This is a genomic window from Streptomyces sp. NPDC028289 (assembly GCF_055565975.1).
In genome coordinates this window covers 404,019-417,065 of sequence record NZ_JBVHTI010000001.1, presented here as the reverse complement: position 1 = coordinate 417,065, position 13,047 = coordinate 404,019, and the positions used below count along the sequence as shown (strand labels likewise).

The window sequence follows — 13,047 nt, the reverse complement described above, 5'->3', positions numbered from 1 at the left end:
CGATGAACAAGACCCTGGTCGTGACCAATGACTTCCCGCCTCGGCCGGGCGGTATCCAGGCCTTCCTGCACAACATGGCGCTGCGGCTGGACCCCGAGCGGCTGGTCGTCTACGCGTCCACCTGGAAGCGGGGGCGGGAGGGTGTCGAGGCCACCGCCGCGTTCGACGCGGAGCAGCCCTTCACCGTCGTGCGCGACCGTACGACGATGCTGCTGCCGACGCCCGGGGCGACCCGGACGGCGGTCGGGCTGCTGCGGGAGCACGGGTGCACGTCGGTGTGGTTCGGGGCGGCGGCTCCGCTGGGCCTGATGGCGCCGGCGCTGCGGAAGGCGGGGGCGGAGCGGCTGGTCGCCACGACCCACGGGCACGAGGCGGGCTGGGCCCAGCTGCCCGCGGCCCGGCAGCTGCTCGGGCGGATCGGGGACGCGACGGACACGATCACCTATCTCGGCGAGTACACACGGTCCCGGATCGCGACCGCGCTCAGTGCGCGGGCGGCCGGGCGGATGGTGCAGTTGCCGCCGGGGGTGGACGAGAAGACCTTCCATCCGGGGTCGGGCGGGGACGCGGTGCGGGCGCGGCTGGGGCTGACCGACCGGCCTGTGGTCGTGTGCGTGTCGCGGCTGGTGCCGCGCAAGGGGCAGGACACGCTGATCCTCGCGATGCCGCTGATCCTGGCCGCCGAGCCGGACGCGGTGCTGCTGATCGTGGGCGGCGGGCCGTACGAGAAGGAGCTGCGGCGCCTGGTCCGGGAGACCGGGGTCGAGGCGTCGGTGCGGTTCACGGGGGCCGTGCCGTGGGCCGAGCTGCCCGCGCACTTCGGCGCGGGCGACGTGTTCGCCATGCCGTGCCGGACCCGGCGGGGCGGGCTGGACGTGGAGGGGCTCGGGATCGTGTACCTGGAGGCCTCGGCGACCGGGCTGCCGGTGGTGGCGGGGGATTCGGGGGGCGCGCCGGACGCGGTGCTGGACGGGGAGACCGGCTGGGTGGTGCGGGGCGGCTCCGCCGAGGAGGCCGCCGAGCGCATTGCGGCGCTCTTGGGAGACTCCGAACTGCGTCAGCGTATGGGGGAGCGCGGGCGGCGGTGGGTCGAGGAGAAGTGGCGGTGGGATCTGCTGGCGGAGAGGTTGGAGGAACTGCTCTAGGGGGTCGGGTCGTGCTGCGTCCGCGAGTGCGTTGTGACTGGTCGCGCAGTTCCCCGCGCCCCTTCGGGGGCGCGTTGTCACTAACCTTGTCGCAGGCCTAGGCGGAACCGGAAAATCCGCACATGCTGCGCGCATGACAGCAAAACTGATGCAGCGTCAGCTGACGAGACGTCACATCCTGGGCATGATCGCCCTCCAGACCGCCGCCGCGGCCGGTCTCACCCGTGTCGGGCTCCAGTCGGCGCAGGCCGCCGAGGAAGCGGCCGACGTCGACAACGCACCCGCGATCGTGGTCGGTTCGGGGTACGGCGGGGCCGTGGCCGCGCTGCGCCTCGGGCAGGCCGGGGTGCGCACCCTCATGATCGAGATGGGCCAGCTGTGGAACACCGCCGGCTCCGACGGCAAGATCTTCTGTTCCACCGCCGCCCCGGACAAGCGGTCCATGTGGTTCAAGACCCGCACGGAGGCCCCGCTCGCCACCTTCCTCTGGCTGGATGTCGTCAACAAGGACATCACTCCCTACGCGGGGGTGCTCGACCGGGTGCACTACGACAACATGTCCGTGTACGTGGGGCGGGGTGTCGGAGGCGGGTCGCTGGTCAACGGGGGGATGGCCGTGACCCCGCTCCAGTCGTACTTCACCGAGCAGTTCCCGACCGTGGACGCGACCGCGATGTACAACACGTACTTCCCGCGCGCCCGCACCATGCTGGGTGTCAACACCATCGACTCCACCTGGTTCGAGTCGACCGAGTGGTACCAGTTCACCCGGACCTCCAGGAAGGCCGCCGCCAACACCGGGCTCAAGACCACCTTCGTACCCAACGTCTACGACTTCGGGTACATGCAGCAGGAGGCCGCCGGCACCGCCACCAAGTCCGCGCTCGCCCAGGAGGTCATCTACGGCAACAACTACGGCAAGAAGAGCCTCGACAAGACCTACCTGGCCGCCGCCCTCGGTACCGGGAACGTCACCATCCACACCCTGGAGAAGGTGAAGGCCGTCACGCGGGCGAGCGACGGGTCGTACGTGCTGAGCGTGGACCGGATCGACACGAGCGGGGCCGTCGTGGAGAGCAAGCAGTACAGCTGTACCCATCTGTTCCTGGGGGGTGGCAGCCTCGGGACCACCGAGCTGCTCGTCCGGGCCCGGGACACCGGGGCGCTGCCCGCGCTCAACTCCAGTGTGGGGGCGGGCTGGAGCACCAACGGCAACACCATGCTGGGGCGCGCCAACCACATCTGGGACACCACCGGTGCCAACCAGGCGACCATGCCGGTCATGGGCATCGACGACTGGGCCAACACCGACAACCCGGTCTTCGCGGAGATCGCCCCGCTGCCCATCGGGTTCGAGACCTGGGTGAGCCTGTACCTGGCGATCACCAAGAACCCGCAACGGGCGTCCTTCACCTACGACTCCGCGAGCGACGGGGTGAAGCTGGGCTGGACCGCGGCCCAGAGCGCGGTCTCGGTCGCCATGGCCAAGAAACTCTTCGACCGGATCAACTCGGCCAACGCCACGATCTACCGGTACGACCTGTTCGGGTCCAGCAGCAAGGTGTTCGCGGACGACTTCTGCTACCACCCCCTGGGTGGCTGCGTCCTGGGGCAGGCGACCGACAACTACGGTCGGGTGAAGGGGTATTCGAAGCTGTACGTCACGGACGGCTCGCTCGTGCCGGGGAACATCGGCGTGAACCCGTTCGTCACCATCACCGCGCTCGCCGAGCGGGCGATGGAACGGGTTCTCGCCGAGGACTTCTGAGCACCGGGAGGATGCCCCGAGTGCCGCTCTACTTCTGGTAGATGGCCTCGATCTCGTTCGCGTAGTCCTTCGCCACCACGTTGCGCTTGAGCTTCAGGGACGGCGTCAGGTGGCCCGACTCCTCCGAGAACTGGGAGGACAGAATGCGGAACTTCCGCACCGATTCCGCCTTCGACACCGCGGCGTTGCCGTCGTCGACAGCGTCCTGGATCGCCGCGATCAGATCCGGGTCGTCACGCAGCGACGCCGCGGTGGCACCCGCCGGCTTGCCGTGGTCGGCCGCCCAGCGGCCCAGGAACTCCTCGTCGATGGTGACCAGCGCGCCCACGAACGGCCGCCCGTCGCCCACCACCATGCACTCCGCGACCAGCGCATGCGCGCGGATCCGGTCCTCGATCACGGCCGGGGCGACGTTCTTGCCGCCCGCGGTGACGATGATCTCCTTCTTGCGGCCGGTGATCCTGAGGTAGCCGTCCTCGTCCAGGGTGCCGATGTCCCCGGTGTGGAACCAGCCGTCGGCCAGCGCCTCGGCCGTCGCGGCCTCGTTGTTCCAGTAGCCCTTGAACAGGTGCTCGCCGTGCAGCAGCACCTCCCCGTCGTCCGCGATGCGGATCACCGAGCCGGGCAGCGGCTGCCCGACCGTGCCGATCTTCTGCCGGTCCCAGGGGTTGAACGCGGTCGCCGCGCACGACTCGGTCAGGCCGTAGCCCTCCAGGACCGAGAAGCCGATACCGCGGAAGAAGTGGCCCAGGCGCTCGCCGAGCGGGGCGCCGCCGGAGATGGCGTACTCGCCCTTGCCGCCGAGCACCGCCCGCAGCTTGCTGTAGACGAGCTTGTCGAAGGTCTTGTGCTTGATCTTCAGGCCGAGGGAGGGGCCCGACGGGGTGTCCAGCGCCTTGCTGTACGCGATCGCGGTGTCCGCGGCCTTGTCGAAGATCTTGCCCTTGCCGTCCGCCTGCGCCTTGGCGCGCGCCGAGTTGTAGACCTTCTCGAAGACGCGCGGGACGCCGAGGATCAGCGTCGGCCGGAAGGCGGCCAGTTCGTCCGTGAGGTTCTTGATGTCCGGGACGCAGCCCAGCTTGATCGGCGCCATCATCGGCGCGATCTGGACGAGGCGGCCGAAGACGTGCGCGAGCGGGAGGAAGAGCAGGACGGAACACTCGCCGGTGCGGAAGAGGGGGCGCAGCCGCTCCACGATGTTGCCGCACTCCGCGAAGAAGGCGCGGTGGGTGAGGACGCAGCCCTTGGGGCGGCCGGTCGTACCGCTCGTGTAGACGATGGTCGCCGGGTCGTCCGCCTTCGCCTGCGAGCTGCGTTCGTCGACCGTGGCGTCGGTGACGCCCTGGCCGAGTCTGCCGAGCTCCTCCAGGGCACCGGCCTCGATCTGCCAGACGTGCTTGAGGGCGGGCAGGGTCTCGCGCACCGACTCGACGGCGGCCGTGTGGCCGTCGAGTTCGACGATGCAGGCGGTCGCGCCGGAGTCGCTGAGGATCCACTGCACCTGCTCCGGCGAGCTGGTCTCGTACACCGGCACGGTGACCGCGCCGGCGCTCCAGATCGCGAAGTCGAGGAGCGTCCACTCGTAGCGGGTGCGGGACATCAGGCCGACCCGGTCGCCCGGCTGGACGCCGGAGGCGATGAGGCCCTTCGCCGCCGCGTGCACCTCGGCCAGGAAGGCGGTGGCGGTCACGTCCTGCCAGGCACCTCCCCCAGACTCCGTCCGGGGGGACCCCCATTTCGCTCCGCTCACCTTGCGGGCCATGACGGCAACGTGCGGATGCTGCGCGGCGTTTCTGCGGACGATGTCGGTCAGATTGCCGTCCGCGGGGACCTCGTACAAAGCCGGAAGGCTGAACTCGCGCAAGACTGCTGCTCCTCATAGGGCGCCGACGCCACGACGTTGTGCGATGCGACGGTGCGGTCCAAGGCTCGGGCAGGTGCTCAGGGCTTCGCCACGGGCTGGAAGATCCGTTGGTTGAATTCCTGAGCACGACTGGACTGCCCGGACGTTACCCGCCGGTATGGCTTCTTCGACAGGGGGGTCCGGCGAGATGTTCGGTGCGTCACACAGGTTGGTGTTCCTTCGCGTACGGTAGTCCACGGCTTTAGTGACTGACCAGTAACCACAGGCCCGGCCATCGCCTGTTCACGTTTGCCGCACAGGCCTACGCTTGATCACCATGGCAGCCACACCCTCCGGCGTCCGAAGGACCCGCGTCCACGTGGTCAGCGACGTGCACGGCAACGCCCGTGACCTGGCCAGAGCCGGCGACGGCGCCGACGCCCTGATCTGTCTCGGCGACCTCGTCCTCTTCCTCGACTACGCCGACCACTCCCGCGGCATCTTCCCCGACCTGTTCGGCGTCGAGAACGCCGACCGTCTGGTCGAACTCCGCACCGCCCGGCGTTTCGAGGAGGCCCGGGAACTCGGCGCCCGGCTGTGGGGCGGGATCGCCATGGACCGGGCGACGGCGATCGAGAAGGCGGTGCGCAAGCAGTACGCCGAGATGTTCGCGGCGTTCCCGACACCGACGTACGCGACGTACGGCAATGTCGACATGCCGCCGCTGTGGCGGGAGTACGCGGGCCCGGGCACCACCGTTCTGGACGGCGAGCGGGTCGAGATCGGCGGCTGGGTCTTCGGCTTCGTCGGCGGCGGGCTGCGCACCCCCATGCGCACCCCCTACGAGATCTCCGACGAGGAGTACGCGGCGAAGATCGAGGCGCTCGGCGAGGTCGACGTGCTGTGCACGCACATCCCGCCGGAGGTGCCGGAGCTGGTGTACGACACGGTGGCGCGCCGTTTCGAACGGGGCAGCCGGGCGCTGCTGGACGCCATCCGCCGGACCCGCCCCCGGTATTCGCTCTTCGGGCATGTCCACCAGCCGCTGGTGAAGCGGATGCGGATCGGGGCCACCGAGTGCGTGAACGTCGGGCACTTCGCCGGTACCGGCCGGCCCTGGGCGCTGGAATGGTGACGGCCGCGGACAGGGGGTGAAGTCGGCTGGTCGGACGCGCGGTAGCCTTCACGCGGCACGCGTGTGCGCACGCCCGCGCACGCCGACCCCCTTTACTGGTCCCACCGGTCCCACCGGCCCGCATCTGGAGGAGCCACGGCGATGGCGGAACACACCAGCTCGAACATCACGATCGAGGCGGCCCCGGCCGACGTCATGGCGGTGATCGCCGACTTCGGGCGGTACCCGGACTGGACCGGTGAAGTGAAGGAGGCGGAGGTCCTGAAGACCGACGCCCAGGGCCGTGCCGAGCAGGTCCGCCTGGTCATGGACGCCGGCGCGATCAAGGACGACCAGGTCCTCGGGTACACGTGGACCGGCGACAACGAGGTCTCCTGGACGCTGGTGAAGTCCCAGATGCTCCGCTCCCTGGACGGCTCGTACCTCCTGAAGCCGGCGGGTGCGGGTTCGACCGAGGTCACGTACTCGCTGACGGTGGACGTGAAGATCCCGATGCTCGGGATGATCAAGCGCAAGGCGGAGAAGGTCATCATCGACCGGGCGCTGGCGGGACTGAAGAAGAGGGTCGAGTCGGGGGAGAAGTGAGGTAGGGACGCGTCGCGGGGGTACGCGTAGGACCCCGGGTGCGGGTCGTCGGTGGTTGCTCGCGCAGTTCCCCGCCTTCTCACGGGGCGCTTCAGCCGCCCAGCGCGGCGGCACCCTGCAAGTGCCGGTAAGTGACACCCCTACGCCCGCTGCAGCGAGGGCTCACCCGGACGTCCGTTACGGTTCACCCTCATGCGCACCATCCTGATCACCGGCCCCGGCGGCAGCGGCCGTACGACCGTCGCCGCGGCCACCGCCCTGCGCGCCGCGGCCGAGGGCACCCCCACCCTCGTCCTGAGCGCCGACCGCACGGACACCCTCGGCACCGCCCTGGGCACGGCGACAGGACCGGAGCCCACCCGCCTCACCCCCACCCTCACCGCCTGGCGCCCCGACGCCGCCGCCCGCTTCCGCGAGGACCTCACCGCCTTCCAGGCCCGCGCCGCGAACGTCCTCGACCTGCTCGGCGCCTCCCGCCTGGACGCCGAGGAACTCACCCCCCTCCCGGGCGCCGAGGAACTCTCCTTCCTCCGCGCCCTGCGCGACGCCGCCCTCTCCGAGCGCTACGAACTGCTCGTCGTGGACCTCCCGCCCGCCCCCCGGGCGCTCGCCCTCCTCTCGCTCCCCGAGGAGCTCCGCCGCTACCTGCGCCGCCTGCTCCCGCCCGAGCGGCAGGCGGCCCGAGCCCTGCGCCCGGTCCTCGGCCGTCTCGCCGGCGTCCCGATGCCCGCCGACTGGCTCTACGAGACCGCGGCCCGCTGGGACACCGAGCTGGCCGCCGTGGAGGCCGTCCTCGCCGACCGCCGCACCGCCGTACGCCTGGTCGCCGAGCCCGGCCCGGCCGGCGCCGACGCCGTCCGCACCGCCCGCCTCGGTCTCGCCCTGCGCGGCCTGTCCGCCGCGACCCTGGTCGCCAACCGCGTGCTGCCCGAGGCCACCCCCCTGCACGCCCTGGTCGCCCAGCAGCGCAAGGCCCTCGCGGAGTGGGGGGAGGCGTACGACGTCACCGCCGTCGCCCATCTCGGGCACGACCCGCGTGGCACCGACGACCTCGCCGCGCTCGCCGTGCCCGGCGTCAACACCGCGCCCGCCCCGGTCGAGTGGCCCGTCGCCGACCGGATCGAGGAGGACGGCGTCCTCATCTGGCACGTCCCGCTGCCCGGCGCGATACGGGACGACCTCGACCTCGTCCGGCGCGGCGACGAGGTCGTGATCACCGTGGGCGGCTTCCGCCGGATCGTCGCCCTGCCGTCGGCCCTGCGCCGCTGCACCGTCGCCGGGGCGGCCCTGCGCGACGGCGAGCTGCGGCTGCGGTTCGCGCCGGACCCGGAGCTGTGGCCGCGCTGACGGTGAAACCGGTACGCCCGTTCGGGTAACGTCGGAGAGACGAACCGTAGTCAGGAGTCCGTCATGAGCGAAGAGCGCCCCACAGCTGACGCCTCCGAGGCCGCGGACGAGGTACGGGCGACGGACGACGACGCCTGGGCCACCGCCTGCGCCGAGGACCTGGAGGCGGAGAAGGCCCGCCGCCGGGCCCAGTACGGCCCGCCCCCCGGGTCGGCCGCCGAGGAACTGCGCCGACTCGTCGACGCCGTCGCCGACAAGCTCTCCGGCATCCAGCCCCCGCTGCTCGGGGCGGTCGCCGGGCCCGCCGCCCAGCAGGTGGTCCGGCAGGTCGTCCAGCAGGCGAAGAACGCCGTCGAGCCCGTCATAGAGCGCAACCCGGACGTCTTCGACCACCTGGCCGCGGCCGGCAGCGAACTCCTCGCCGCCTACCGCTCCGCGGTCCAGGCCCAGGAGACCCGCTGGACCTCCGGCGCCCCCGACAAGGGCGAGGACGACGGCCCCGGGGAACGCATCGATCTCGACTGACAGCCCCTCGAGGCCCTGCCGTCGGGTTCCCGCCTGTCGGGCGGTGCCTGGCACGCACTCCCCCAGAGGCGTTGTCGTCAGTCGCCGACGCTCCCCGTTGACTCCCTCCTCCGCCTTGCAGCTGCCCGCACCAGGCTCCGCCCGACCCGCCCTCCGGGCGGACGACGGGAACCCGACGGCAGGGCCTCGGGTACGGTTGGCCGTAGCGGGGCTCGACCGAAACTGAGGGATTCATGGGACTCACCATCGGCGTCGACATCGGCGGCACGAAGATCGCGGCCGGCGTGGTCGATGAGGAAGGCAACATCCTCTCGACCCACAAGGTGCCGACCCCGGGCACGCCCGAGGGCATCGTGGACGCCATTGCTTCCGCCGTAGAGGGCGCCCGCGCCGGGCACGAGATCGTCGGCGTGGGCATCGGAGCCGCCGGTTACGTGAACCGGCAGCGCTCCACGGTCTACTTCGCGCCCAACATCGACTGGCGCCAGGAGCCGTTGAAGGACGAGGTCGAGGCCCGCGTCGGCCTCCCCGTGGTGGTGGAGAACGACGCCAACGCCGCCGCCTGGGGCGAGTACAAGTTCGGGGCCGGGAAGGGCCACCGCAACGTCATCTGCATCACCCTCGGCACCGGCCTCGGCGGCGGCATCATCATCGGCAACAAGCTGCGCCGCGGGCACTTCGGAGTGGCCGCCGAGTTCGGGCACATCCGGATGGTCCCGGACGGGCTGCTGTGCGGCTGCGGCTCGCAGGGCTGCTGGGAGCAGTACGCCTCCGGCCGCGCCCTGGTCAGGTACGCCAAGCAGCGCGCCAACGCCACCCCCGAGCACGCCGAGCTCCTGCTCAGCCTCGGCGACGGCACCCCCGACGGCATCGAGGGCAAGCACATCTCCATGGCCGCCCGCCAGGGCGACCCGGTCGCCGTCGACTCCTACCGCGAGCTCGCCCGCTGGGCCGGCGCCGGCCTCGCCGACCTGGCCTCCCTCTTCGACCCCTCCGCGTTCATCGTCGGCGGCGGCCTCTCGGACGAGGGCGAACTGGTCCTCGACCCGATCCGCAAGTCCTACAAGCGCTGGCTGGTAGGCGGCAACTGGCGCCCGGTGGCCGAGGTCATCGCGGCCCAGCTGGGCAACGAGGCCGGCCTCGTGGGCGCGGCCGACCTGGCGAGAGAGCCCGACCCGATCATGTAACGCCCTGGACTTCTCGGGCTGCGGCAACCGCACCTCCCAGGGGCGCGGGGAACTGCGCGACAAGCCGCACACAACCGGCAGTCGCCCACGAACCTCGCGCCCCGAGCCATTGGGCGGGCGGCGCTTTCCTCCGCCGCGTACATTGATCCACATGGTGTCGCTCCCCAACTCCCACACAGAGCCCGACGGTTCCGCCGTCATCCGCGTCCTGAGCTACAACATCCGCTCCATGCGGGACGACACCGACGCCCTCGCCCGCGTCATCAAGGCCTGTGCCCCCGACCTGGTCCTGATCCAGGAAGCCCCCCGCTTCTTCCGCTGGCGCAAGAAGCTCGCCCGCCTGGCCTCCGCCTCCGACCTCGTGATCCTCACCGGGGGCGGCACGGCAGCCGGCCCGGCGATCCTCTGCGACCTCCGCGCCACCGTCGAACGCACCGAGGACGTCCTCCTCCCCCTCACCCCCGGCCTGCACCGCCGCGGCCTCGCGACCGCCGTCGTCCGCTTCGGCGGCGCCCGCCTCGGCGTCACCAGCTTCCACCTCAGCCTCCAGCAGGACGAGCGCTACGAGCAGGGCGGCATGCTCCTCGACCGGGTCGCCGGCCTGGGCGTGCCGCACGCCGTCGCCGGCGGCGACCTCAACGACCGCCCCGACGGACGCACCTTCCGCCGCCTGGCCGACGCCTACCAGGACTGCCGTACCACCGCACCCTGGGGCGGCGAGTTCACCTCCTGGTCCACCGATCCCCACCAGCGCATCGACGCGATCTTCGCGACGAAGGGCATCGAGGTGCTCGGCTGCGGCGTACCGACCGGCCTCCCAGGCGTCACCGACGCAGATCTGAGGGCGGCCACCGACCATCTCCCGGTCCTGGCCGCCCTCAGGGTTCCCGCCGCCTCCTAGCCGGTTACGACCGCTGCTTCACCCCGTCCACGACGGTCCGGCTGTCGAGGTACGAGAGCCAGGTGTACGTCTTCCTGGCCGCGCCGTCGCCGGAGGTGCGGATGTCGCGGAAGCCGCGGAAGCCGAGGAAGCCGAGGAAGCCGAGGAAGCCGAGGAAGCCGAGGAAGGAAACCGAGGCTTCTCCGGGACGGGGGCGGGGGCCGGGGCCGAAAAACCCGAGGGCCCGTCCGGAATCGCTCCGGACGGGCCCTCGGGTTCTACGGCGGGGGGATCGATCAGACGACGGCTCCCCGCCCGGGGTCGCCGTCCTCGTCGTCGGTCTTCATACGGGTCACCAGCGTGACGAACCCGCCGAGGAAACCGCCGATGCCCAGCGTCGCCAGCCACCAGGTCATGTCCCAGCCCAGCACCACCGCGAGCAGCAGCAGGATCGGGCCGCCCACCACGCCCAGCCAGGCGAACTTGGCCGTGGCGTCGGCCTCCGGCAGCGGCGGCGGCTCGGGTGGCACGAAGTGCCCCTCGTCGTCCTCGTCGAAGTCGTCCTCGGACGGCTCCGGCGCCGTGTAGTCACGCGGCCCGCCCACCCCGGGTGCGAAGGAGATCGAACTGCCCAGCGGCTGCACGGGCCGCTGCTCCTCGGCGGCCCCGGCCCCCGTCCCGGCGGTCTCGGTGCCCGCGTCGGTCTCGTCCTCGTCCATCGCCGGCAGCGCGAGGTCCTTCACCGGCTTGAAGGGCACAGTGCCCGGCGGGTCCGGCGGCTCGTCGCCGTACCCCGCGACGATCGCCGCCCAGGCGGCCGCCTCGTCGAAGGGCACCCCCGTCTCGTCCGGCTCGCGGTCCTCGCGGTCGGAGTCGTGCTCAGCCAACTGCGGCCGTCCCTTCCTTGCCGACACTGGGTGCGAGCCGGCCGATGAAGGCGAGGCTCTCCTCGAAGATCCGGTCCGCGTCATGGTCCAACGTCGCGACGTGGTAACTCTGTTCCAGCACGACCTCCGTTACGTCCGTGGACGACACCCGGCTCAGGATGCGGGCGGAATCCACCGCCGGAACCACATGGTCCTCGGCGCTGCGCAGGAGCAGCAGCGGCTGGGTCACCTGCGGCAGCTCCTTGTCCACCTGGTGGAAGAAGTTCCGCAGCGAGTGCGCGCTGTGCAGCGGCACCCGGTCGTACCCCACCTCGGCGGCGCCCGGCTTGGCGATGTCGCTGGCGATGCCCTTCGTCGTGCGCACGAGATGCCGGGCCACCGGAAGGGCGTACGCCGACAGGCCGTGCACCTTGTTCGCCGGGTTGACGATCACCACGCCGTCCACACCCGTACCGTTCCGCGCGGCCAGCCGCAGGGCCAGTGCGCCGCCCATGGACAGGCCCGCCACGAACACCTGGGAGCAGCGCTCACGCAGCAGCCGCAGCTCGCGGTCCACCTCCGCGTACCAGTCCTGCCAGCCGGTGACCGCCATGTCCTCCCAGCGGGTGCCGTGCCCGGGCAGCAGGGGCAGGGACACGGTCAGGCCGTGTGCCGCATGGTGATCCGCCCACGGGCGCAGCGACTGGGGCGAGCCCGTGAAACCGTGGCAGAGGAGGACGCCGGCCTCCCCGCCGTCATGGCGGTACGGCTCGGCTCCGGGGAGAACCGGCACCTTCGGTCTCCAATTCATTCGAGTTCGTTCGAGGGGTGGCACTGCGAGAGCCATGGACGACGACTCCGGTTGTGCTTCACCGTACGCGACGGCACTGACACCGACCAGGGTCGTCGGGCCCATTCCCGGCGCTCCGGGTTAAGGTCTGATCGACGGAAACAGGAGGCACTGGGTTGTTGTACGGCGCGATGAAGGTCGCCATCGGGGGACCGCTGAAGGTCACCTTCAGGCCCTGGGTGGAAGGCCTGGAGAACGTCCCGGCCGAGGGCCCGGCGATCCTGGCCAGTAACCACCTGTCCTTCTCGGACTCGTTCTTCCTGCCCGCGGTGCTGGACCGCAAGGTCACCTTCATCGCGAAGGCCGAGTACTTCACCACCCCCGGGCTGAAGGGCCGCCTCACGGCCGCCTTCTTCAAGGGCGTGGGCCAGCTCCCCGTCGACCGCTCCGGCGCGCGCGGCGCCGGCGAGGCCGCGGTGCAGAGCGGCATAGACGTGCTGGAGCGCGGCGAGCTGTTCGGCATCTACCCGGAGGGCACCCGCTCGCCCGACGGCCGCCTCTACCGGGGCAAGCCCGGCGGCCTCGCGCGCGTGGCGCTCGCGACCGGCGCCCCGGTGATCCCGGTCGCCATGATCGACACGGAGAAGATCCAGCCGCCGGGGCAGGTGATGCCCAAGCTGATGCGGCCGGGCATCCGGATCGGCAAGCCGCTGGACTTCAGCCGTTACCAGGGCATGGAGCACGACCGGTTCGTGCTGCGCGCGGTGACCGACGAGGTCATGTACGAGATCATGAGACTTTCCGGCCAGGAGTACGTGGACATCTACGCGACGGCCGCCAAGCGGCAGATCGCGGAGGCGGCCAAGGCCGAGAAGGACGCGGCGAAGGCCGAGAAGAAGGCCGCCGAGTCCTAGACCGGCGGCGGGGGGACCGACGGCCGGGGGACCGGCGGCCGGGGACTGGCAGGGGGACTGGG

General features: G+C 71.3%; 12 protein-coding genes. 9 read left to right on the top strand and 3 right to left on the bottom strand.

Going from position 1 to position 13,047, the window contains the following annotated elements; translation table 11 throughout:
• Positions 1 to 2 precede the first annotated feature (2 nt).
• Together ACZ4UV_RS01920 and ACZ4UV_RS01915 are read left to right on the top strand one after the other, a co-directional pair.
• Positions 3 to 1,145, top strand: a complete 1,143-nt coding sequence (locus tag ACZ4UV_RS01920) for a glycosyltransferase family 4 protein (RefSeq protein WP_451017311.1) — start codon at positions 3 to 5, stop codon at positions 1,143 to 1,145.
• 133 nt (positions 1,146 to 1,278) lie between these two features.
• On the top strand, positions 1,279 to 2,913 hold the full coding sequence (locus ACZ4UV_RS01915; RefSeq protein ID WP_451017310.1) for a GMC oxidoreductase: 1,635 nt from the start codon (positions 1,279 to 1,281) through the stop codon (positions 2,911 to 2,913).
• A gap of 28 nt (positions 2,914 to 2,941) precedes the next feature.
• On the opposite strand, the gene ACZ4UV_RS01910 is transcribed toward ACZ4UV_RS01915, so the two are convergent.
• Complete coding sequence (locus ACZ4UV_RS01910) at positions 2,942 to 4,777, bottom strand: AMP-dependent synthetase/ligase (RefSeq protein WP_451017309.1); 1,836 nt, start codon at positions 4,775 to 4,777, stop codon at positions 2,942 to 2,944.
• A 316-nt stretch (positions 4,778 to 5,093) separates the two neighbouring features.
• Here ACZ4UV_RS01910 and ACZ4UV_RS01905 point away from each other — a divergent pair, with 316 nt between their 5' ends.
• The 6 genes from ACZ4UV_RS01905 (at position 5,094) to ACZ4UV_RS01880 (ending at position 10,436) form a co-directional block, all read left to right on the top strand.
• Positions 5,094 to 5,891 (top strand): metallophosphoesterase family protein, encoded by a 798-nt coding sequence (locus tag ACZ4UV_RS01905; RefSeq protein WP_451017308.1) that lies wholly within the window; start codon positions 5,094 to 5,096, stop codon positions 5,889 to 5,891.
• A gap of 141 nt (positions 5,892 to 6,032) precedes the next feature.
• On the top strand, positions 6,033 to 6,476 hold the full coding sequence (locus tag ACZ4UV_RS01900; RefSeq protein ID WP_093503999.1) for an SRPBCC family protein: 444 nt from the start codon (positions 6,033 to 6,035) through the stop codon (positions 6,474 to 6,476).
• Between the two features lie 192 nt (positions 6,477 to 6,668).
• Positions 6,669 to 7,823 (top strand): ArsA family ATPase, encoded by a 1,155-nt coding sequence (locus tag ACZ4UV_RS01895; protein WP_467835312.1) that lies wholly within the window; start codon positions 6,669 to 6,671, stop codon positions 7,821 to 7,823.
• Between the two features lie 63 nt (positions 7,824 to 7,886).
• Positions 7,887 to 8,348, top strand: a complete 462-nt coding sequence (locus ACZ4UV_RS01890) for a DUF5304 domain-containing protein (RefSeq protein ID WP_390038027.1) — start codon at positions 7,887 to 7,889, stop codon at positions 8,346 to 8,348.
• A gap of 233 nt (positions 8,349 to 8,581) precedes the next feature.
• Entirely contained in the window at positions 8,582 to 9,535 is a 954-nt protein-coding gene (locus ACZ4UV_RS01885) for an ROK family glucokinase (protein ID WP_351490408.1), read from the top strand.
• A gap of 151 nt (positions 9,536 to 9,686) precedes the next feature.
• Positions 9,687 to 10,436 (top strand): endonuclease/exonuclease/phosphatase family protein, encoded by a 750-nt coding sequence (locus ACZ4UV_RS01880; protein WP_451017306.1) that lies wholly within the window; start codon positions 9,687 to 9,689, stop codon positions 10,434 to 10,436.
• A 275-nt stretch (positions 10,437 to 10,711) separates the two neighbouring features.
• Here the strand turns inward: ACZ4UV_RS01880 and ACZ4UV_RS01875 are convergent, their stop codons facing one another.
• Positions 10,712 to 11,302 (bottom strand): hypothetical protein, encoded by a 591-nt coding sequence (locus ACZ4UV_RS01875; protein WP_390038031.1) that lies wholly within the window; start codon positions 11,300 to 11,302, stop codon positions 10,712 to 10,714.
• Positions 11,295 to 12,074, bottom strand: coding sequence for an alpha/beta hydrolase (locus tag ACZ4UV_RS01870; protein WP_451017305.1), 780 nt, complete (start codon positions 12,072 to 12,074; stop codon positions 11,295 to 11,297). Before ACZ4UV_RS01870 ends, ACZ4UV_RS01875 begins: the two co-directional genes overlap by 8 nt.
• Before the next feature lie 188 nt (positions 12,075 to 12,262).
• Between ACZ4UV_RS01870 and ACZ4UV_RS01865 the strand changes: the two genes are divergently transcribed.
• Positions 12,263 to 12,985, top strand: a complete 723-nt coding sequence (locus tag ACZ4UV_RS01865) for a lysophospholipid acyltransferase family protein (protein ID WP_451017304.1) — start codon at positions 12,263 to 12,265, stop codon at positions 12,983 to 12,985.
• The last annotated feature ends 62 nt before the right edge of the window (positions 12,986 to 13,047 follow it).